The sequence below is a fragment of the Paenibacillus rhizolycopersici genome (assembly GCF_014947195.2).
In the GTDB taxonomy this organism is placed as follows: Bacteria; Bacillota; Bacilli; order Paenibacillales; family Paenibacillaceae; genus Fontibacillus; species Fontibacillus rhizolycopersici.
The window spans coordinates 1-20,857 of the sequence record NZ_JADCNN020000019.1 but is presented as its reverse complement, the minus strand read 5'-3'; the positions used below and the strand labels follow the sequence as shown (position 1 = coordinate 20,857).

General features: G+C 51.6%; 20 protein-coding genes. 3 read left to right on the top strand and 17 right to left on the bottom strand.

Translation table 11 applies throughout. The features are described 5' to 3' along the window. Nucleotides 1–30 precede the first annotated feature (30 nt). From gtfA to IM700_RS17580, 17 genes are all read right to left on the bottom strand, one after another. Nucleotides 31–1,494, bottom strand: a complete 1,464-nt coding sequence (gtfA, locus tag IM700_RS17660; RefSeq protein ID WP_193418249.1) for a sucrose phosphorylase — start codon at nucleotides 1,492–1,494, stop codon at nucleotides 31–33. 13 nt (nucleotides 1,495–1,507) lie between these two features. Next, entirely contained in the window at nucleotides 1,508–2,464 is a 957-nt protein-coding gene (locus IM700_RS17655; RefSeq protein ID WP_193418251.1) for a carbohydrate kinase family protein, read from the bottom strand. 24 nt (nucleotides 2,465–2,488) lie between these two features. Beyond that, nucleotides 2,489–3,421, bottom strand: a complete 933-nt coding sequence (locus IM700_RS17650) for an alpha/beta hydrolase (protein ID WP_193418276.1) — start codon at nucleotides 3,419–3,421, stop codon at nucleotides 2,489–2,491. 9 nt (nucleotides 3,422–3,430) lie between these two features. Then, the gene (locus IM700_RS17645) at nucleotides 3,431–4,906 is read right to left on the bottom strand and encodes a serine hydrolase domain-containing protein (protein ID WP_193418253.1); all 1,476 of its coding nucleotides are present in this window, start codon (nucleotides 4,904–4,906) and stop codon (nucleotides 3,431–3,433) included. A 128-nt stretch (nucleotides 4,907–5,034) separates the two neighbouring features. Further along, nucleotides 5,035–6,024 (bottom strand): LacI family DNA-binding transcriptional regulator, encoded by a 990-nt coding sequence (locus IM700_RS17640; protein WP_193418255.1) that lies wholly within the window; start codon nucleotides 6,022–6,024, stop codon nucleotides 5,035–5,037. Nucleotides 6,025–6,100: 76 nt separating this feature from the next. Beyond that, nucleotides 6,101–6,925 carry a carbohydrate ABC transporter permease gene (locus IM700_RS17635; RefSeq protein WP_155607132.1) on the bottom strand — a complete coding sequence of 275 codons (825 nt, stop codon included), beginning with the start codon at nucleotides 6,923–6,925 and terminating at the stop codon, nucleotides 6,101–6,103. Further along, nucleotides 6,925–7,806, bottom strand: a complete 882-nt coding sequence (locus IM700_RS17630; protein ID WP_155607131.1) for a carbohydrate ABC transporter permease — start codon at nucleotides 7,804–7,806, stop codon at nucleotides 6,925–6,927. Before IM700_RS17630 ends, IM700_RS17635 begins: the two co-directional genes overlap by 1 nt. Nucleotides 7,807–7,908: 102 nt before the next feature. Then, complete coding sequence (locus IM700_RS17625) at nucleotides 7,909–9,276, bottom strand: ABC transporter substrate-binding protein (RefSeq protein WP_239484018.1); 1,368 nt, start codon at nucleotides 9,274–9,276, stop codon at nucleotides 7,909–7,911. 206 nt (nucleotides 9,277–9,482) lie between these two features. Beyond that, nucleotides 9,483–10,571 carry an AI-2E family transporter gene (locus tag IM700_RS17620; RefSeq protein WP_193418257.1) on the bottom strand — a complete coding sequence of 363 codons (1,089 nt, stop codon included), beginning with the start codon at nucleotides 10,569–10,571 and terminating at the stop codon, nucleotides 9,483–9,485. A gap of 375 nt (nucleotides 10,572–10,946) precedes the next feature. Continuing rightward, a complete protein-coding gene (locus IM700_RS17615) occupies nucleotides 10,947–11,516 on the bottom strand; it encodes a manganese catalase family protein (protein WP_009227053.1) in 570 nt (189 codons plus the stop codon). Between the two features lie 51 nt (nucleotides 11,517–11,567). Beyond that, nucleotides 11,568–11,846: a spore coat protein CotJB gene (locus IM700_RS17610; RefSeq protein ID WP_155607128.1), complete on the bottom strand. Its 279-nt coding sequence runs from the start codon at nucleotides 11,844–11,846 to the stop codon at nucleotides 11,568–11,570. A 4-nt stretch (nucleotides 11,847–11,850) separates the two neighbouring features. Continuing rightward, the gene (locus tag IM700_RS17605) at nucleotides 11,851–12,069 is read right to left on the bottom strand and encodes a spore coat associated protein CotJA (protein WP_155607127.1); all 219 of its coding nucleotides are present in this window, start codon (nucleotides 12,067–12,069) and stop codon (nucleotides 11,851–11,853) included. A gap of 184 nt (nucleotides 12,070–12,253) precedes the next feature. Then, on the bottom strand, nucleotides 12,254–13,618 hold the full coding sequence (locus IM700_RS17600) for a hemolysin family protein (RefSeq protein WP_155607126.1): 1,365 nt from the start codon (nucleotides 13,616–13,618) through the stop codon (nucleotides 12,254–12,256). A 33-nt stretch (nucleotides 13,619–13,651) separates the two neighbouring features. Next, entirely contained in the window at nucleotides 13,652–14,791 is a 1,140-nt protein-coding gene (gene yfkAB / locus IM700_RS17595; RefSeq protein ID WP_239484016.1) for a radical SAM/CxCxxxxC motif protein YfkAB, read from the bottom strand. Then, nucleotides 14,791–15,891: an HD-GYP domain-containing protein gene (locus tag IM700_RS17590; RefSeq protein WP_193418259.1), complete on the bottom strand. Its 1,101-nt coding sequence runs from the start codon at nucleotides 15,889–15,891 to the stop codon at nucleotides 14,791–14,793. Before IM700_RS17590 ends, yfkAB begins: the two co-directional genes overlap by 1 nt. An 84-nt stretch (nucleotides 15,892–15,975) precedes the next feature. Further along, nucleotides 15,976–16,803, bottom strand: coding sequence for an undecaprenyl-diphosphate phosphatase (locus tag IM700_RS17585; RefSeq protein WP_155607123.1), 828 nt, complete (start codon nucleotides 16,801–16,803; stop codon nucleotides 15,976–15,978). A gap of 37 nt (nucleotides 16,804–16,840) precedes the next feature. Next, entirely contained in the window at nucleotides 16,841–18,274 is a 1,434-nt protein-coding gene (locus IM700_RS17580; protein ID WP_193418261.1) for a bifunctional metallophosphatase/5'-nucleotidase, read from the bottom strand. A gap of 137 nt (nucleotides 18,275–18,411) precedes the next feature. Between IM700_RS17580 and IM700_RS17575 the strand changes: the two genes are divergently transcribed. From IM700_RS17575 to IM700_RS17565, 3 genes are all read left to right on the top strand, one after another. Next, nucleotides 18,412–19,164 carry a molybdenum cofactor biosynthesis protein gene (locus tag IM700_RS17575; RefSeq protein ID WP_193418263.1) on the top strand — a complete coding sequence of 251 codons (753 nt, stop codon included), beginning with the start codon at nucleotides 18,412–18,414 and terminating at the stop codon, nucleotides 19,162–19,164. 81 nt (nucleotides 19,165–19,245) lie between these two features. Then, nucleotides 19,246–20,277, top strand: coding sequence for an HD-GYP domain-containing protein (locus IM700_RS17570; RefSeq protein ID WP_193418265.1), 1,032 nt, complete (start codon nucleotides 19,246–19,248; stop codon nucleotides 20,275–20,277). 162 nt (nucleotides 20,278–20,439) lie between these two features. After that, nucleotides 20,440–20,778 carry a L,D-transpeptidase gene (locus tag IM700_RS17565; RefSeq protein WP_193418268.1) on the top strand — a complete coding sequence of 113 codons (339 nt, stop codon included), beginning with the start codon at nucleotides 20,440–20,442 and terminating at the stop codon, nucleotides 20,776–20,778. Nucleotides 20,779–20,857: the final 79 nt, after the last annotated feature.

The following is a 20,857-nucleotide window of genomic DNA, read 5'->3' as shown; positions in this document are numbered from 1 at the left end:
GTGTTATTCCTCCTTGATTTTTTGAAGAAATCAAATCCGATATTCGGTCAATAGACCGTGCTCGTCGATGTATTCGATCACCGATTGGTTCGTATTCAAATCTACGATAAGCAAACAGCTCTTGTTTTCCTGGCTCCAGCGCATGCGAATTTCATTGTCCGTCGATCCCGGCACCTGGAACTCTCCGTCAAACGCCGGATAGGTGTTGCGGAAACGAATCAACTGCAGCAGCCGCTGTACAGCTTCTTCCCCCAACGCCAGGTCCATCTCCTCTACGGTATAATTATGACGGTTAATCTCCCTGCCTTCCCCCGTCTCCTTCACGCGGTCCATGTCGTTCGCACCCGCAAACAATCCCGTATAATAGACCTGAGGAATTCCGGGAGTGAAAAATTGAATCGCTCTCGCCGCAAGATAGGCATCATCGTCTTCCCCTAGCGCGCTAAAGTAAGTACAACGGATCTGGTGAACGTCAAAACCATCCTCCGCCTTATGCTCGTCGGACAGGATCAGACTGAGATTCGCGCCTCTTTGCACACAGATCTCCACGAGGTTTCGCGCTGATTTGGTGTCGATCAGCTCATCCAGGTCCGGCTTGACCGGGATCCCGTCATGGCAATCCAGCATGGTAAATTGCTTATGCGGCCGAATGTTCAAATAATGGGTAAGCTCTGCGGCATTCTTCGTAAGAAGCGCTTCAAGAATACGATAAGGCAAGATGAAATCGTAAATCCAGAAGCCGCGCTCCGCCAGTTTGAATTGCGTCGAGTAATGCGCATGAACTTCCGGCAACAGCTCGATGTCGAGCGAATCCGCCAACGCTTTGATCTCGTCGAGAAACTCGTAGATGTCCGGCTCTACGAAGAAACAGCTGGTTCCCAGCTTCTTAATGACATATCCAACCGCGTCCAGTCTAACGATCTTGACGTTCTGCTGCTTGAAATTCTCAAAGAAGGCGCGTAGGAGCTGACGTGTCTGCGGTGAACGAATGTCCAAATCGATTTGCTCCGACGGGTCCGTCTTGCCAAATGTGGTCCACACTCGTTCCTGTTTGCCGCCGGCTTCAAAGGTCGAGTAAGGCAAAGGGCGGCGGAGAAACATTTTGTCGATATCCTCCTGAACCGGCTCCCCATTCTCCCATACTTTATCCAGCGTAAGAAATAAATCGGCATACTCGGACGACCGGCCCTTCACCAGGAAGTCCTGAAAATAGGGCGATTGCCTGGAAATATGATTCACCATCAAGTCGACCAAGACATCGAACTTCTCCCCGATTGCTCGAATGTCCTCCCACGTTCCGAAGTCGGGTTCAATCTCCAGATACGTTAGCGGCGCAAAACCGCGATCTCCGGAGGAGGGGAAAGGGGGCAGGATATGAACGCCGCCCGCAAAGATATCGGAGAAATGCTTCGTCAGCATTTCGCTTAACGTCCGGAGGTTCCCACCCATGGAATCGGGATAGGTGATCAATTGAACTTTATTTTTCAGCGACATGCTTTAAGTCCTCCTATAATCCAAACTGAGCTTTAATGACTTCAAGCTTCGGCAAGTCGACCACAGCACCTAAGTGTTTCAATTTGTAAGCACTCACGGCAAAACCTAAATTCAACGATTCCCTGACGGTGAAATTCTGAAGCAAGGCGGCATAAAATCCGGACCAGAACGCATCCCCGGCTCCCGTTGTATCTACAACCTCAGTAGCGAGTGTCGAGAAGCTGACCGTCTCATTGCCATTCGATACGATCGCCCCTTGTTTCCCGAGCGTCATAATAACCAGCTTAGCACCCAAATCTAAGAATCGGTCGATCTGCTTAAACGGATCTGCCATACCGAACAACCGCTCCGCGTCATCCTCTGAAGGCTTCACGATATCTACTTTAGGGATGATCGATTTCACGTATTCCACACCGTCTTCGCCAGGCTGCCATATCATCCGGTGATAGTTGGGGTCGAAACCGATCAACAACCCCCGCTTCCGGGCCTCCTCCATCACTCGCTCGATGACGCGCCGAGAGGGCTCCCGTGAGATCGGCCAACACGAGAAATGAACCGCTTTGGATTGTTCCAGGGCTTGCCCCAACTTTGCATCATAAGTTAAGCGATAATCAGCATCCCGATAGAAGATCGGGATCGGCGAAGCTTGACTCTTCGTCAGCACGACCAGGCTGGTCGCCGCATCCACTCGCTGAATTCCATCCGTATTCATGCCGGCGGCTTCCAAGCGCTGGGTCAAAAACGTACCCAGGCCATCTTGTCCAACGGCGGAGACAACCCGGGAGCGAATTCCCAGCTTGCTGGCATTCATCGCGATGTTCGAGGGAGAGCCGCCGGGAAACCGGGTATATTCGTCTCCCCGGGCTTCCTCTCCGTATTCATTGGCTATCATGTCCACGAGCAGTTCGCCGATGGTCAAGAGATCATTGGGCGCAGCTTCAAACGTGAATCTATCTTCAAGATGTATCATGCTAGTTCCTCCCTGAGTTCCGTGTTAGCGCCGGAAAGCCCTTGCCAGAGCATTTAGGTAACCGTCCTTGGCGCGCTTGCTTACTTCCGCTTCGGGCACCGAATGTTCAAAAGCGTGGTAACCTCCCGGATACAGCTGGAATTCCACGTCAACGCCGTCCTGGGCCAGACGTTTCACATAATCCAGCGTCTCGTCCCGGAACGGGTCCAACTGGCCGACACAGGTATAAGTCGGAGGGAGACCCGCCAGGCTCTGAGCCCGGCTTGGCGCGGCATAAGGAGAGATCTCCCCGTTTGCATGCTCGCCTAGATACATCTTCCAAGCGGCCTGATTATTCGCTCGATTCCACACGGCCGGATAGGTGATCTCATAGCTGGACGGGGTGACGTTACGGTCATCGATCATCGGGTAAAGCGGCATTTGAAAACAGATCGCAGGACCGCTGCGATCGCGTGCCAAGAGTGCTAACGCTGCCGTCAACCCTCCTCCGGCGCTTGGCCCGCCGATGGCGATTCGCTGAACGTCAATGCCAAGCTCGGCCGCATTCCCGGCGATCCAGACTAGCGCAGCATATCCGTCTTCAATTCCCGCCGGAAACGGATGCTCCGGAGCCAGGCGGTAATCCGGTGAGAAGACGATGCAGCCCGCGGCTTCCACGAAACTTTGGCAGATTCCATCATCCACGCCGGGATCGCCAAGCACATAACCCCCGCCGTGCAGCCACAGCAAGGCGGGGAGGGCTTCCTCGCCTTGCTCCGCCGGCTCGTATACCCGCAATAACATGGATTGCCCATCCGCACCTGGAATTTGACGATCTAGGATCCGTACGTGTTGGGATCGAGGCGCATCGTTCGGAGGAATCATCCGAGCCTTCGCCAGGTCTTCCGGCAATCGAAAGGGCGGATTCAACGTTAACCCCTGCTTCAACTCTGGAGCTACTCTATCTATAAAGTTCATCTTCATCTCTCATTTCTCCTCAACGCCGCTAAATTCGTGTTTCAAAGGGATAAAGCTTAAATGCTCATGCTGCAGGCTTGCGCCGTTCCCTTGGAATTGAAAAGCTAGCCGGTCGTAATGCGGGGAATCGGGAGGGTAGACATAAATTTCAAATCGGCTGCGATCCAACCACACGCCTCGAACCGCTGCTTTATCGCCTCCCCGGTGATTAACATGCCATTCCCCGATGCCGGCGATCAACTGATGCTCCCCTCGATGATCCCTCCATTGGAAGACGCAGCGATTCTCCGTAAACGTCAATCCGATCCGCTGCACACCTTGTTCATTGCTTTGGATCGAATAACGCTTCTGGGGGGGATCCCAAGGCAAACTCTCCAAGCCGCCTTGTTCTCCAAGCTCCAGCGAGTTCAGTTTGCTAGCGAGACGGTTATTTGCGATCGAATCTGATGCCAGGCAAGGTTCATTCATAGAAGGCAGTAAATGCCGCCAGATGGCGTCCATCACCCCCTGCATATCCGGTAAGCCGCCATTTATCGCGATGACGGCGTCCTGATCGGGCAGGACGATGCAATACTGGCCAAATGCCCCATCTCCCCTATAGGCGTTATGGCGGCATCTCCAGAACTGGTATCCATAGCCCTGGATCCAGTCGATATTGATCGGCTGCCCTTCCGGGTTCGCAATCGGCCTGTTATCGACCTGGCGCGAGCCGGCTTGTTCGATCCATTCGGAAGCGATCAGCCTCTGCCCGTTCCATTCGCCCTTGTTCAGAAGAAGTTGGCCGAACTTGGCGATGTCTTCGGTGCATAGCTTGAGACCCCATCCCCCTGTATTTTCGCCGTGAGGCGCTTCCTCCCATGACAGCCGGTCGATCCCTAAAGGCACAAACAGGCGAGGTTGTAAATAGTCAACCAGACGGCTTCCCGTAACCCGCTCCACGATCGCTCCCAACACATGGCTTGCTCCGCTGTTGTATAGGAAATGAGTACCGGGAGCCTTGGTAACGGGATGCTCCATGAACCCTCTTACATAGTCGCGGTCGCTTCGGTCGCCCACTCGTGCCTCCGTGATATGCTGCAGGAAGTCCGGGGTAGCTCCAAATCGAGCCGTGTCGGTCTCATGCCCCGTTGTCATCGTCAATAAATGCCGAATGCTCATATCTCTAATATTTTCGCGAATCGCGCCGTGATCCATCTCCGGAAAATACGCAAGAACCCGTTGATCTAAAGAGAGTCTGCCCTCTTGGACGGCAAACCCCGCCGCGAGCGAAGTAAAGCTCTTGGTCAGCGAGTAGACGGCATGGGGAATCTCCGGATGATACGGTTTCCACCATCCTTCGGCCAGAACATGGCCGTGCCGCAATAACATGAATCCGTGAAGTTCCAGCTTTCGCTGCTCGATCTCCTCTAGGAAAGACAAGATCGCTGAGGAAGATACGCCGTAGCGTTCCGGAATACTTCGCGGTAATGAATTCGTGACTGTCATAGGAGTTTCCTTTCCTGTGCAGATAATATGATAACCGGTTGACACATCGGATGAAATAAAAGCCGCTATCGCAATGGGCGGCTTCATCTAGAATGTTAACTTCTTGCAGAAGATCATGCCCCGCCTAATCAAGTCGTCTCCCGTTCAATCAAATGGACGGGGAACGAATTCACTTTGGGCACTTCCTCCCCTTCCAATTGCTTGGCGACCAACTCGATGGTGCGTTCACCCATCTCACGGATCGGTTGCCGGATGGTGGTTAGCTGCGGCGAAACCAACGTAGCCACTTTAACATCATCGTAGCCGATGATTTTAATGTCATTAGGAATGTTCTTATTTAATTGACGGCAAGCTTGAATCGCCTCGGCCGCGATGACGTCGCTGCTGGCAAAAATCCCGTCAACTTGCGGATGTTCGCTCAAGAAACGAACCACCTCGCTCGGATTACTAGGCTGATCGTCGTCCGTAATTTCCAGTTGCAGATGAATCGGGTTTAGGCCGGCGGCGGCTAATTCCTCATCATACCCTTGCGCTCTCGCATTGGCTAATAAGGCCCCATGATGCGGTCCGCCGATGCCGCGATAAATGTAGACGGGATGGTGGCAGCCCTTGTCGATGAACAACTTGGCGGCGAGCTTCCCTCCGAGGAAATTATCGGAAGTGACGAACGGAATATCTTCAGCCACCGTGCGGTCAAAAGAAACGATGGGCAAATTCAAATTCAAATAATGCTTAATATCCAACACCGAGCTGCCCATGATAATGGCGTCTACCTGATTTTTCTTTAGCATTTCGATATATTTTCGCTCTTTGGCAATATTTCGATTCGAGTTGCAGAGCAGCAGCTTATACCCTTTCTGATCGGCATAATACTCTAAGTAATAAGCCAATTCGCTGAAAAAAGGATGGGAAACCGCCGGAATAATCAACCCGATCATATTCGATTTTCTGCGAAACAAGGCGCGCGCCATTTCATTGGGCTGATAGTTTAACTCTTTCATTACCTGATGCACTTTATCTCGCGTCTTCTCGCTGATATATCCCCGATTATTTAGTACACGGGAGACCGTGGTTACGGAAACCCCCGCTCTTTCCGCAACATCCTCTATTCTGGGCATGAAATCCCACCTTGCCGTTTTTATTAACAATTATAACCGGTTTTTTCCGTTTTTTCAGCCAGGGATTGCCATTCGCCTATTTCAAGGCCCCTTCTGTAATCCCCTTAATGATCTGCTTCTGAAGGAACAGGTAAAGCACCAATACCGGGATGACGGTCATGATCAATCCGGCCATCAGCGGCGCAAAGTCCACGGAATAAGAAGAGAAGAAGTTGAACGTGGAGAGCGGCAATGTCCGGTGCGCCGGAGATAGCAGGACCAAGCTGGGAAGCAGGTAATCGTTCCAGATCCACAGGATGTCCAGGACGATCAACGTGACGAATACGGGCTTCAGCAAAGGCAATACGATTTGGAAGAACGTCCGCAGCCGGGAGCTCCCTTCAATAAATGCGGATTCCTCTAATTCAAAGGGAACGCCTTTGATGAAACCGTGGAACGTGAACACGCCAAACGGTACGCCAAAACCCAAATACATAAACAATAAGGTCACTTTCGAATCTAACAGGTCCATATTTCCGTACAGCATGACCAGCGGAATCATAAGCACCTGAAATGGAAGCGTGAGTGAAGCTAACATCACAAAGAAAATGAATGCGTTCACCTTCCATTTGAATCGGACAAACAAATATCCTGTCATCGACGAGAAGATCAGAATGATAAAGACCGCCACGACCGTGATGATCAGGGAGTTCAAAAAGCCGTGTAAGAAATCCATTTTACCAATCGCGCTCGAATAATTCCCAAAGTGGAATTGGGTCGGCAGGGATAACGGATTTTCGACGAACTTCTGGGTGGTCTTGAACGAATTCATGACAATTAACAGAAATGGCGTCAGAAAGATAAGCAGGAAAATGTAAAGAAGCGCCGTTTTAACCCCTGTGGCTATTGATCGTGCCTTCATTACGATTCCACCTCCAGTTTCTTGAGCAGGTAAGATTGGGTCAACGCAATGATGGCGACCACCGCAAACAACACCACCGCTTCCGCTTGGCCTATCCCGTACTGGTTGGACAGAAAGGCCTTTTGCACAATATGATAAGTCGCCAACTCGGTGGAGTTAAACGGCCCCCCCTTGGTTAAGGCCAAGTTGATATCGTAGGTTAAGAAGGAACGCGAGATGGAGATAAAGATACAGATGATGGTGGCCGGGATAGATAGTGGAAGAATGATCTTCCGAATGACCGCCGACCGACCGGCACCGTCAATATTTGCAGCCTCCAGCACATCTCCCGGTACGCCGGAAAAACCGGCAATGTAAATAATCATCAGATAACCGATCAATTGCCAGGCCGTCGCGATCACCAGCGCCCAAAAGGCGGTATTCGTGTCTGTCAGCCAGGAAGTCGAGAATAAGGACCAGCCATATTTATTGCCTAGATAAGGGAGCACCTGGGAGAATAACGTTTGCCACAAGTAACCTAGGACAATCCCGCCGATCAGATTTGGCGTAAAGAAGCCGGTTCGCAGCCATTGCTCCCCCTTGGCACCGGAAGTCAATGCCAGCGCAATGAAGAACGCCGCCCCGTTGGCAATCAAGACCGTAAAGAACACATACTTCAGCGTAAACCAGAGCTGGCCCAGAAACACTTTGTCACTAAACACTTCGTAGTAATTTGCAAATCCAATGAGCTCACTATTGGCCGTTCGAACATCCCAATTCGTAAACGTCAGATACAAGCCGACGAGAAAAGGAATCACGACGACGGCGGCGAAAGCAAAAATGGAGGGCCCGCCGAACAGCAGGAACGTTCCGGCATTGGATAATACGTTTTTCTTCTTCATGTTGCCGCCCCTTTAAGTAAACCGTTTATTTTTGACCGATAAATGAGGCGGGCCGAGGCTAGGCCTCTTCCCGCCCGTTCTTCTGTCCAATCCAACGATTTGTTATTTTCTTCCTTGATATTCCCAATATTCCTGAACCTCGTCCGCAAGGCCTTTGCGATCGACTTTATCGACGAGGTACTTTTGCATCGCCGCTCCAGTCTTGGCCCAGTAATCCTGCGGCAGGTAATTGATCACGCCGATATTCATCACTTTACCTTGATCGACATATTGAGATACCGCATCGGAGATGATGTTGCTGCCCTTCACTTTGACATCCTTATATGGCATGGACAATCCCATCTGCGAAATGATCGCTTCTTGTCCCTGATCGCTTGTGACCATCCATTCGATAAACGCCTTAGCCGCTTCTTGTTGCTCCGGCGTCGATCCCGCGTTATCGATGGCAAACAATTTTGGTTCACTGTATGCGATTTGGCTGTTGCCGTAGTCGTCCGGATTGTTGCTGATCGGAACCGGAATCACGCCGAATTCCTGATCGCGTCCTTCAAGTGGTCCAACTACCGCCCAGGTCCAATCCCCCATGAAGTAGAAGGCGGCATCGCCTTTAGCGAAATCTGCACTGTCTTTGTTGTAGTCCGCCACGAGCGGGTCACTCTTCCGGGCGTTATATTTTTTCAACAAGTCAAAGGTATCCATCAGGCCATTAAATTGCGGGTTATCCATCAATTTAACTTCGCCACTCTGTAGGGACTCCATGAATTTCCGGTTGTCCTCGACATTAGCGGACTGCAAGGAGTAGGCCAGCCCCAAATAATGCGACCCAAGCGACCAATCTGCTCCATGGATCATAACCGGTGCTTTGCCTGCCGCTTCAATCTTTTGGAACAACGCTTCTAGATCATCGCGGGTTTTGATGGAAGCCGGGTCAAAGGCGCCCCCGATCGCTTCCTCAACCGCCCGTTTGTTGTAAAGCAATCCGTAGCCTTGCGCCGTCCATGGAATGCCGAGGAATTTTCCATCCAGCAGCGCCCCATCTACAGCACCGGGTTTGGTCAGCCCTTCATATTTGGCCTTCTCCGATTCCAAGTCCAAGAAGGAATCTTTATACTGCAAAATAGTTCCTGCATCGAGATTGGCGATGGTTGCCGGATTGCCGGAAGCTAATAGAGATTGGAACTTCTCGATTTGCGCCCCGCCGATCGGCGTAGGAATGAGTTCAACGGTAACGTTCGGGTGAAGCTCATGATACGTTTGGAACAGCTTCTCGAATACTTCATTCACTTCAGCCGATGTGTTAAAGAAGGTTAGCTTGACTTCCTTTTCCGTTTGTTCCGTTGGTTCTCCGCCCTGATTGTTTGTCGCGGCTGGAGTATTGCTGCTTGCGTCGTTGCCCTTCGAACATGCCGCTAATAGAGAAAGCAACAAAACCAGGCATAACGTCATTTTAAACCCTTTCAATTTGTTCAAGATCCTTCCCCCTAGTCATCGTTTTGTATGCGCATTCAGGTTCTGCGCATCTTTATGATAACCGGTTGACATAAAATATGTCAACCGGTTATCATAAATTGTTTTTTTAGTCCCCCTTCATTACAACCCTCCTCACTCCCGCCCTAATAAAGAACCGGCCTAAGCGATATTACCATCACCTAGGCGGTATCATTAAGCTTCGTTCCTTACAACGTTTCCCACTGTGACCTTAGAAACAGCTTATAGAGCCGCTTCCAGGCGATTTTGATCAGCATGTAGACCGGGATGACGACCAGCATGCCAATAATGCCGAACCAATTCCCGCTTCCCAACACAAGCAGGATCGTCGTCACCGGATGGATGTCCAACTTCTTGCCAAACACGTAGGGAGAGATGACATTATCCTGAATCTGCTGCGCCACCAAAATAATGACCAAAGCCCATATGCCGGTAGATGGGGATTCAATGAGGCCGATAATGACAATTGGAATAGCGGAGATGATCGCCCCGAACAATGGGATGAAATTCAGAATCACCGCAATCGTTGTCAACAACAACGCATACGGCAGCCCGATGATTAAGAAGCCGATAAACATCAGCACGCCTAACGCTGCGTTCACGATCACTCGGCCGATAATATAATCGTTTAGCGCTTTGTCCATGTCACTGGCAGCACGATACACTTCCCGCCGATAGCGGATCGGCGAGAGTTTTACTACGCTGCGTTTGAAGCGATGTCCTTCCTTCAGCATATAATAGAGCAGGATCGGGAACGTAAATAACACGATCGCAAATTGGGATAGGAAAGAGAAGAAACCACTTAGGTAATTCGTCAGGAATGAGATCCCCTTGCTTAAATATTCCGTGAAATTCGTGGCTAATCCGGAATCCGATGGAATAATCGACGCGAGGAAAGGCGTTTCTCCCCACTCCTTCAGTTGCGCATCCAGCAGATTCACAAATTGGGGAATATTTTGTACTAAATTGACCAATTGGGTTTGCAACAACGGCCATACCCCGGCAATAAATCCAATGGCCAAAATCGCCATAATGACAAATACAATCAGGATGGCGAATCCCCGCTTGATCTTATGCTGTTCCATGTACTGGACCACGGGGCGGAGCAAATAGTAAAAAAATCCGGCCAACATTAGCGGAATCATAATAGCTCCGATTACGGCCTGCATGGGAAGGAAAAAAGGCCTCACCAACGAAAACACATAAACGATGGCCAGTAGAATCAATACAAACTTCGCTCCACGGGTCCATCTTTCCAGCAAGTTCATTCTCATCATCACCTAACTTTATATATTCGTGTGCATAAATAAGTTCTCATTCTATATTATTGGTTTTCGATCCAAAAATAAAATAGGAGCTAAGCGGCATCCTGCCGTTTCGCTCCTATAGGTTAGCCTCGCTTTGATTTGTACTTCAGCTTACCCGCTGACCCGCCGCATCAATTCTTGCCTGTGAGGCGCTATCGCATTTCTTGCAAACTTTTAGTTGTTGTCCCGTACTCGTGTTTTTGGTATACAGCAGCTTGATGCGTGTGCTTCCGCACACCGGACACGTTCCGCGGCTGCGCGACGGCAGGTGCCAGAGCGATTTTCCACGTTTATTTTTGGCCATAACCTATCACCTTCAACGATAGAATGAGTTCATTTCAACAATTAGAAGAATTTCTTATGCTCCCGATCCTCTTTCAGGATCTCCACCGCTTCGCGGAATCGCAAGCTGTGCACGATCTCGCGCTCGCGAAGGAACTTCAGACTGTCCTGGATATCGACGTCGTCGGTCATGTCGATGAGCCACTGGTATGTAGCCCGCGCCTTCTCCTCGGCCGCGATGTCCTCGTACAGGTCGGCGATCGGATCTCCTTTAGCCTGGATGTACGTCGCCGTAAACGGTACTCCGCCCGCGTTCTCGTAAAAGAGCGCCTTATCGTGGTTCACGTAATACGGATCCATACCCGCTGCCTTCAACATCTCCGGCGTGGCATCTTTGGTCAGCTTATAGACCATGGTTGCGATCATCTCGAGATGGGCGAATTCTTCCGTCCCAATATCGTTCAAAAGCCCGATCACCTTGTCGGGGATCGTATACCTTTGATTCAAATAACGCAGCGCCGCCGCCAACTCGCCGTCCGCGCCGCCGTACTGCTCAATCAGCAGTTTGGCCATCCGCGGATCGCATTTGCTGACGCGAACCGGGTATTGCAGCTTTTTCTCATACACCCACATATCGCCTATTTAACCTCCTTTAGCTTCCCATCACGGATTGAAGGCAGGTTGCTACACCTGCCAAGGCCAAGGGCTCTGCGACCATTCCCACGGGAATTTTGAATAGGCTCGCCCGAAATTTTGTAGCGGTCCGTACAGCTGCTGAAAATGGTTCGCATGTTGCGTCCGTTCCTGGGTCAGCTGATTAAACTGCTGAATTGCCGCCAGATCGTCCGGATGCGTATCGAGATACAAATTCAGCTCCACCAGCGCAAAATCAAGTGCCTGCAGCTTCTCAAGCTTCTCGTAATACTCCTGATCGAACGGTTGATTGTTGGGATTTGTCGTCATGGGATCACCGTCCTTTTCCCCATTTGGATTCATAAGGACTGAACAAAGCCGGCCATAATGTGCCGTGTCTTAAGGCGTCCATCGGGCTAAACTGCGGTAGATTCGGGGGCTGGAAGTGGATAAACAGCTGCGGAGGGGTGCTGTAGGTTTTGTGCGTAATCGGCGGACATGGGTCGAATGGGCCTATAAAAGGGGTCCACACACGTTCCTGAGGATGGCTCAAAGAAACTTCCTCCTTCTTCAAACATGGTCATGCAGGCGGATTCGCCAATTTTTCCCTGCATCCTACCACTAACATATGACAATCGCCCAAATAATGAACCGGAGGAGGCGCAATTTCACAAAAAAATAACGCCGTCCCCCTAACCGGGAGTTGCGGCGTTATGGATCAACGGAACTTGTCCGCCTTATTCTTCTTCGATTTCTTCATCCGGCTCCTCGACTACGAGGCGGATCACTTTGACGCGCGTGATGCGCAAACGGCTGGCTTCCTCGACTTCGAATAAGAAGCGGTCGAGCTGCTTTCTTTTCCCTTTCGCCGGGGTTCCTTCCAATTCCTTAAACAACCAGCCTCCGATCGAATCCACTTCCTCGTCTTCGATTTCGCTACCGACGAGGTCGTTCACCTCTTCGATCCGCAAGCGTCCGTCTACTGAATAGACTTCATCTGATAACTTCTCGATCTCCGAACGTTCGTCCTCGAACTCATCATGGAGATCGCCGACGATTTCCTCGAGAATCTCCTCGGCCGTTAACAAGCCGGCTGTTCCGCCATATTCGTCGACGACCAGCGTCACCTGAGAGTGCTTTTTCTGCATCAAGCGAAGCACCTGACTGATTTCCATGGACTCCGGTACATTCAGGATCGGACGGACCATTTCCTCCAAACGAAGCGGTTTCTCCGGATCAGGCAGCAGCAGGTCGGTAATATGGACGAACCCGATGATCTGATCTTTATCCTCGACCGCAACCGGGTAGCGAGAATGCTTCGTGTTCGCCACAATCTTCATGTTATCTTCCCAGCCGAGATTCGTGTACAAGCAGTCCATATCCGTCCGCGGCAGCATCACCTCACGAGCCAGCATATCGGAAAAATCGAAAATATTGTCTACGAGCTTCATCTCGTCTTTGTCGATAACGCCGCTCTTGGCACTTTGATCCATTAGAATGCGAATTTCTTCCTCGGAATGGGCCGCTTCGCCTTCGCCGGCCGGTTCGATGCCAATCAGCCGTAACATGCTGTTCGCCGCCGTATTCAGTAGCCAGATTACCGGAAGGAATATCCGGTAGAACATCAGCAGCGGCCACGAGAGCCATAGCGACGCCGCTTCCGACTTTTGAATCGCCAATGATTTCGGCGCCAGTTCGCCCATCACGATATGTAAAAAGGTAATAATCGCGAAGCCAACCGCAACCGAGATCGTCGAGATCAGCGTTGGGTCCGTCGCGCCCATCTTATGCATCAGCGGTTCGATTAACAACTCGGACACCGCCGGTTCTCCAACCCATCCTAATCCCAACGAAGCTAGGGTGATGCCCAGCTGCGTCGCCGACAGGTAAGTATCCAACCGCTTATTGACCTTCAGCGCATAATTCGCCCGTCGGTTACCTTCCCGAGCCAACTGGGTAAGCCGAGATTGGCGAACCTTAACGAGCGAAAACTCGGCAGCCACGAAAAACCCGTTCAAGAAGACGAGAATAAGGACGAGCAGCAGATTCCAGACCAGCTTGCCTATTTCAATTTCGGTATGACCATCGGGTGACACAGGCATGCAATACGCCTCTTTCCTATATTAGTTCTACCTTTATAAAGTAGCGGCTTTGCGCGTTTTAAAATTCGTATCCGGATAATACATGTCCGCAACCAGTAGGTTCGGCCCGCAGCAACCGGCTGCGTCACAGTGACAATTCACCTTCTGGTTCAGAGGATGTTCCGTCACCCAGCGGCCGAAAATATCATCCAGCCGTCCTTCCCGCACATTACCGAAAGCCGGGATGGCGGCAAAATCCGTGACGTATACCTCCCCGGTGAACATATTCACATTCACGCGATTGCGTCCGTCCGGGTCATTGCGAACCGTCACATTCGGCTCTCTCCGCAAACGACGCAGCAGTTGCAAGTCCTCCTCATTCCCGTTGCAAGCGAAGAACGGCAGTGTACCGAACAGCATCCAGAGCGCCGGATCTCGTTCGTCCAACAGCGAGTGGATCGCCGCCCGCATATCGCCAAGTGCCAATACCGGCAGCCCTTCGGCAAAATCGGCCGCATACATCGGATGAACCTCATGCCTTTGGCAGCCCATCTCGACGATCATCCGGTGAATGTCCGGCAGCTTCTTGTGCGTGCGGTAATTAATCATCGACTCGGCGGAGATGAACATGCCCGCTTCGCTGAGCCTACGTGTATTCTCCATCATCGTATCGAACATTTGATAGGCGACTTCCGGCTTGACCGGGTGCCCGCTGCGAGCGAATCCGATCTCATGGAAATCGTACCCGCTTGTATAGTTGAACGAGATATGCATGACATCCAAATAAGGAAGCAGCTTCTCGTAACGTTCGTAGTCCAACGTGAGATTGGAATTGATTTGCGTGCGGATTCCCCGTGCCTTGGCATATTTCAGCAACGGGATGATTTTCTCCTCCACGGTTTGGCGACGGAACGTCGGCTCGCCGCCGGTGATGCTGATCGTCTGTAAATACTCGACTTCATCAAGGGATTTTAATATGAGCGGCAGAGGCAGCTGCTCAGGCTCCTTCAGCACAAGGCTATCACCTACCGCACAGTGCTCGCACCGCATATTACACAGATTCGTCACCGTCAACTCCACGCTGGTTAATACGTGGCGTCCGTAATCACGAAGCGATCGGATCGGATCCCACGGATCATAGCTTGGGTTGATCGGACTTCCGGTCCTATCCATCGTTTTTGTCTGTTTATTCATCATTCACATACCACCATTTCCATTCCGTCCACTTCCGCAATCACGATGGAGAGCTGGGCGGACAAATCTACTTCGTAAGGCGATCGGATATCCTCGCCTCGCGGGTCCGTCAGAACCCGAACAACCGGCCGCTGCGGCATATGACCGGGTATCTTCGATACCACGCCCGTCTCGCCCGTACTTAATCTAACGGTCATCCCAATCGGATAGATCGCGACCCGGTCGCGAAACAGCTCCAGCTTCGGCTTCTCGTACCAATGCCCGCAACCGGTATACAGCACCTCCAGCGCTTGATGCGGCAGCATCGCATTGCGATAAACCCGGTGCGTCGTCATCGCGTCGTAAGCATCCGTAATCGCGATCCAGCGAGCGTATTCGTGAATATCGTTGCCGCGAATACCTCTAGGATACCCGCTGCCGTCCATTTTCTCATGGTGCTGGTACGCGCAATGCGCCGACAACAAAGGGATCCCTGGCTCATCTTTCAACATTTTAAATCCAAGGTCCGGATGCCGCTTGATCAATGCAAACTCCTCATCTGTTAGCCGCGACGGTTTAGTCAGCAGCTCAAGGGGGAGCTTGGTTTTTCCGATATCGTGCAATAAGGCACCCAGGCCCAGTACGGTCAATTCGTCTTTCGTATACCCGTGGAGTTGCCCAAGCAGCAGCGTATACACGCAAACGTTCAGGGAATGACGTACCAAATAATGATCCATGCTGTTCATGTTCATCATCATGATCATGGTATCGTCACGGGCGCTAAGATCGTCCAGAATCGATTCGATCAAGCCGGAGAACGTTTTGCCTAAATAAGGGTACGATACGTTCTTCACATTCGGCGCGGCCCATTTACGGAAGTTCGTCCGGATTTCGCCGAGCGCGCGGCGTCGCGTTTCTTCTTCTATCATTTCGGGGATCACCAGATCGTCCGTGCGGGGGTCGGCCACGTAAATAAAATCCAAACCGTGGGATTGCAGCCTGCGGATGATCGCATCGGACAATACCGCATTTTCGGACAACAGAATGATCCCGTCCTCATTATAAATCTTTTTCCCTAATTTCATTCCAGCCTGCAGCGAGGCGACTGGGATTAACCGCATGACTTCCACTTCCGTCTCTGTAAGGTTTCTTTATGTATCTGGAATCAGCGGTCGATACCGAACACCACTTACTTTTGAAGCGGGTTAACGCATGATGAAGATCCAGAACAACGCAGCTAAAATAAAACGATAGTACGCAAAATGGCGAAGCTGCACCTTTTGGATGAGTTTCAAAAACGCCAGTACGACCACATAAGCTACCACGAAAGCAACCACAAATCCAATAAGAAAATAGCCGATCGTATCGGACGTTAAATACCGGTAGGAATCCAACATTTCATAACCCGAAACCGCGCACATGATCGGAATCGCGATCAGGAACGAGAAGTCGGCAGCCGCTTTATAGCTGGCGCCGCTGAGCATCCCCCCAGCGATCGTCGAACCGGACCGGGAGAAGCCGGGCCACAACACGGAAATACACTGATACACACCGATCAGCAAGGCTTGCTTATAGGTGAGCTGGTCCATTTCCTGGGCGGTGATCGTCGCTTTATTCTTATTGAACCACTCGGCGAAGATCATGAAGATACCACCAACTACGAGCGCCCACAACACCGTCTGAGAACTGAACAGGCTTTTGATGTAATCGCGGAAGAAAAAACCGACGCCGAGCGCCGGCACGATCCCGAGTAGAATATGAATCAAATTGAGGCGGCCTCTCGGAGCATTCCGGTCGACCACCGTTACTTTTTTGCTCAATCCGAGAAGATTCAAAATCCGCTCCCGGTAGACCCAGGCCATCGCCAGAATGGCACCTAACTGGATGACGATTTCAAAGGTTTTCATTTCCGGCGACTGATCGTCGTATCCCATCAGCTTGGCCGTTAAAATCATGTGGCCTGTGGACGAAACAGGGATAAACTCGGTTAACCCTTCTACTATGGCTAAAATAATCGAGACAATAAGACTCATTTGTTCCTCCTGATCGAGTGTGACTTTGCGCTATAGCTTATTCTACTTTTTTCCACCGGGATTGAAAACAGGATTCCACTGCGCCGGCGGTTTGCAATTCGATGCGGAGCAGGTCGCGCAAAAATTCAGGAAGCATATAGCGCTTCTCCGTTCCCCGCTTCAACCGTTCGTAACCAACGCCAAACGTAAACATATCCAGCGTGCCGACGAGATAGGTTTGCTCTTCCCGCAATGGCTCGCCTGCCACACTAGCCTGGATGATCCGTTTGTATGGCGGAGCAGAGGGATCGTATTCAATCTCCAAGCCGTCGACGCATATGCCGCCTAGTACCTTCCCCCGAAAGCCAAATCCCATAATGGATTTGCCCATCTTCTCCTCGAGCAGCGACTCCTCCAGGCTGACCAAAATATCTTCGCCGGACAACCGCATCGTACAGGGATTGATCGGCGAAGGGCAACGCTCGTGCAGCATTCCCTCGCTGATATCGCCGGCCGGCAGGCTCGCAAGCAACTGCCCGCTGTTAACCAGAGAGAACTCGCTGCCCGTATGGCGCCGAACCGCCTGAGCAAGCAGATTGCCAAACGGGGATTCGGCTTCATACGATACCAGCAACTCCCGATCCGTCACGACAACGGTACGATTCAGCCGAACCTTAGCTGCTTTCCGCTGTGAGGCGATGGCTGACTCGACCTTCTCCTTCTTGGGTCCCTCCACTACCGGAAGACAAATTCCGTCCATTCTAAAACGGCCGGTAATGGAATCCCGACGAACGACAACCTTCCCCAGGTAATTGCCGAATTTACCCGCTGCCGTTACCATCGTTGATCCGATTTGCAGCGGCTCCTCCAGCAAGTGATGCGTATGGCCGCCGATGATCAAGTCGATGCCCGGTATCTTCTCCGCCAGTTGCCGATCCATCGGAAGCCCTAAATGAGACATGACGATGACGAGATCAACCTCGCTCCGCAGCATTCCTACATCTCTTGCAATCGTGTCCAGCGGGTTGAGTGATTCCAGGCCAAGCAGCTCATAGAACTCGGCAAATGCGGCCGTCGCCGCCACTAGTCCGATCTTGAAGCCCTCTTTATGCACTACCAGCCGGCTTCGCATCCATGCCGGCGGTTGTCCGGACCGTAACTCTACAATATTGCCGCAGACTACGGAGCTATGCAAGCCGGCATAGGCCTGGCTTAGCAATTCCGGCGTAAAGGTCAGCCCTTCATTATTGCCGATCGTGATGGCATCGTACCCCGTCAGGTTCAGCACGTCCACATTAACCTGTCCCAAGGTCCCTTCGGTTTCGATCGCCGCCCGGTCCATATGGTCGCCGATATCGAGAAGGAGTGTGGTGGCCGGTGATTCGGCCCGCAATTCATCCATCATCGCCGCAATGCGCCCCATCGTTTCGAAATGGCTATGGATATCGTTGGTGTATAGTATCGTTAACGTTTCCTGGTTCGTTTCCGGCATCAAGAACTGCCTCCTTGCTCTCTCAATCTATTCGGCCTATTCTAAATTTTAGAGTTCATTGTGTATTATATACCTTAAAATTGATCGTTGTCTTGTTATAATGTATATTACATACAAACCATTCCGAGGAGACTCCTATGAATATTCAAATCGCCCTTTTTGCTGGATTGGCAGACCGAATCGGCACGTCCAGTCTTAGCTTTGCCTACTCGCATCCTGAACGGCCTCTCACCGCCGCTTCATTAAAGGAAGCACTGGCGGAAACCTATCCTTCGGCGGCCAATCTCATCTCTGCTTCTTTCGTCGCCGTGAATCAGGAGTATGCCGCCGGCGATACGCCGATCACCGAGGCAGACGAAGTCGCGTTGATCCCGCCGGTTTCCGGCGGGGAACCAACGTCCGAGCTTGCATCGGGCGGGGCTGACGCGGACCTGTTTATCATCACCGATGAACCTCTGTCCGTGGAGGAGATCACGGCCAAGGTCATCGCCCCCGATCACGGAGCGGCGTTGACGTTCACCGGGACGACCCGGGAATGGACGCAAGGACAGCGCACCGTCCATCTCGAATACGAAGCCTACGTCCCGATGGCCCTAACCAAACTGCGTCAGATCGGTGTTGAGATCGCCGAACGCTGGCCGGGCACGCGCTGCGCCATCAGCCACCGGATCGGTCATGTGGACATCGCCGAGATCAGTGTGGTCATCGCCATATCGGCACCTCACCGGGCCGGATGTTACGAGGCCAGCCGTTATGCGATTGAGCGTCTGAAGCAAATCGTACCGATCTGGAAGAAGGAGATTTGGGAAGACGGCTCCGAGTGGAAGGGCCATGGACTTGGGCCTTGGGACCCTAGCGTTCCAGGAGAACACCTCCTTTCGGATGATTGACATCTAACAAAATTCATTGTCAGTCCAATTATTTCCTGATATGATTAAGGAAAATTGGAAGATTATGAGGTGTCATCGTCCTTGAAAGTACATATTATGGAACTCAGTCCAGGCGACCGTCTCCAACATGACGTATTTAATCATTTCGGCGTTTTCGTTTTGCAGCAAGGCTGCGAGTTGACCAGTGATGCTATCGTCAAATTGATGCAGCACGGAATTGACTATGTTGATATCGAGCCGCAAACCCTTCACGCCGAGTTCCCTACAGATCCTGCCTTCCGTGCCAAGCCTTATTTAAACGAAGCCGTAGACGGATTTGAGGAATTGTTCTTGGAAGCGCTAACTAGCGGGAGTATCGATGAAGCGAAGGTCGATCGGCTCTTAGAGCCTATGATTTCCGAACTCGATACCCAGAAGGACGTTGTCTCCTTGCTGCTGATGATCGGCGACGATGACAATTATACCTACCATCATTCCATGCAAGTCGGCATGCTCTGCTATTATATCGCTTCCTGGATGGGGTATACCAAAGAAGAAGCCTATAAAGCCGGGAAGGCCGGCTATTTGATCGATATCGGCAAAAGCAAGATACCGCAAAACATCCTGACTAAACCCGGCAAGCTGACGCCGGAGGAGTTTGAGGAAGTAAAGCGCCATACCGAATACGGCCATGAGATCATTCTCAGCTCGACCGGGGACGAGCTCTCCGCGCTGGTGGCGCTGCAGCATCACGAACGGGAAGATGGCAGCGGTTATCCGCATGGCCTGCGCGATAAACAAATTCACCCGTTGGCCAAAATCGCCGCCGTGGCAGACGTGTACTCCGCGATGACCTCTAACCGCGTGTACCGCTCGAAGCAAGAGCTTCTGTCGGTCTTGCGCGAGCTCAACAGCCTTAGCTTCGGCAGGCTGAGCCCGGAACCTACGCAAGCGCTAATTCGCCACCTGCTGCCCAACTTCATTGGCAAGAAAGTCATGCTGAATTCCGGCGAGTTAGGTTCCATCGTCATGACCAACCAAACGGACTTCTTCCGGCCGCTCGTCAAAACCGACTCCCGGTTCGTCGACCTGTCCAAAGAGCGCGAAACTTCGATCGAAGAAGTTTATTTATAATCCTGGCATGATTACCGGGTCCGAAAGGGCCCGTTTTTTTATTTCGTCAACCGGTCCGTGACAGCAACCACTCCCACACAGCCCGACTCCCTCCGCCTTCGCCCAGCCACCCCCTGCATATGGGTCATACACTAGCAATAAAACGGAAGGCTGGTGCAGATCATGCCGAATTACCGCATTATCGTTGATTTATCGGATCGAATGCTCTATTTGCTGGACAATAACATCGTCGTCCGCGGATTTCCGGTCGGAATCGGAAAAATGCTCACGCAAACCCCTGAAGGATCGTATACGATCGTCAACAAAGCCCCGAACCCCGGTGGGCCGTTTGGAGCCTATTGGATGGGCTTGTCCAGGCCCCATTACGGGATCCACGGAACCAACGACCCTTCCTCCATCGGCAAGGAAGTATCACACGGCTGTATCCGCATGTACAACACGGATGTCGTCGAATTGGCCCGGATCGTACCGATCGGGACGAGTGTAACGATCCGGAAATAGGCCGGATTCAGTCCGAAGTAAGCGATTCTCTCACTCCTCTTTACTTCCCAATTTGAGAAAAGTGCTGGAGACGTAAAAA

What these genes read in the sequence shown, in the direction of transcription:
- gtfA (WP_193418249.1), bottom strand. Translation starts at nt 1,494, where the DNA reads ATGTCGCTGAAAAATAAAGTTCAATTGATCACCTATCCCGATTCCATG.
- IM700_RS17655 (WP_193418251.1), bottom strand. Translation starts at nt 2,464, where the DNA reads ATGATACATCTTGAAGATAGATTCACGTTTGAAGCTGCGCCCAATGAT.
- IM700_RS17650 (WP_193418276.1), bottom strand. Translation starts at nt 3,421, where the DNA reads ATGAACTTTATAGATAGAGTAGCTCCAGAGTTGAAGCAGGGGTTAACG.
- IM700_RS17645 (WP_193418253.1), bottom strand. Translation starts at nt 4,906, where the DNA reads ATGACAGTCACGAATTCATTACCGCGAAGTATTCCGGAACGCTACGGC.
- IM700_RS17640 (WP_193418255.1), bottom strand. Translation starts at nt 6,024, where the DNA reads ATGCCCAGAATAGAGGATGTTGCGGAAAGAGCGGGGGTTTCCGTAACC.
- IM700_RS17635 (WP_155607132.1), bottom strand. Translation starts at nt 6,925, where the DNA reads ATGAAGGCACGATCAATAGCCACAGGGGTTAAAACGGCGCTTCTTTAC.
- IM700_RS17630 (WP_155607131.1), bottom strand. Translation starts at nt 7,806, where the DNA reads ATGAAGAAGAAAAACGTATTATCCAATGCCGGAACGTTCCTGCTGTTC.
- IM700_RS17620 (WP_193418257.1), bottom strand. Translation starts at nt 10,571, where the DNA reads ATGATGAGAATGAACTTGCTGGAAAGATGGACCCGTGGAGCGAAGTTT.
- IM700_RS17615 (WP_009227053.1), bottom strand. Translation starts at nt 11,516, where the DNA reads ATGTGGGTGTATGAGAAAAAGCTGCAATACCCGGTTCGCGTCAGCAAA.
- IM700_RS17610 (WP_155607128.1), bottom strand. Translation starts at nt 11,846, where the DNA reads ATGACGACAAATCCCAACAATCAACCGTTCGATCAGGAGTATTACGAG.
- IM700_RS17600 (WP_155607126.1), bottom strand. Translation starts at nt 13,618, where the DNA reads ATGCCTGTGTCACCCGATGGTCATACCGAAATTGAAATAGGCAAGCTG.
- yfkAB (WP_239484016.1), bottom strand. Translation starts at nt 14,791, where the DNA reads ATGAATAAACAGACAAAAACGATGGATAGGACCGGAAGTCCGATCAAC.
- IM700_RS17590 (WP_193418259.1), bottom strand. Translation starts at nt 15,891, where the DNA reads ATGCGGTTAATCCCAGTCGCCTCGCTGCAGGCTGGAATGAAATTAGGG.
- IM700_RS17585 (WP_155607123.1), bottom strand. Translation starts at nt 16,803, where the DNA reads ATGAGTCTTATTGTCTCGATTATTTTAGCCATAGTAGAAGGGTTAACC.
- IM700_RS17580 (WP_193418261.1), bottom strand. Translation starts at nt 18,274, where the DNA reads ATGCCGGAAACGAACCAGGAAACGTTAACGATACTATACACCAACGAT.
- IM700_RS17575 (WP_193418263.1), top strand. Translation starts at nt 18,412, where the DNA reads ATGAATATTCAAATCGCCCTTTTTGCTGGATTGGCAGACCGAATCGGC.
- IM700_RS17565 (WP_193418268.1), top strand. Translation starts at nt 20,440, where the DNA reads ATGCCGAATTACCGCATTATCGTTGATTTATCGGATCGAATGCTCTAT.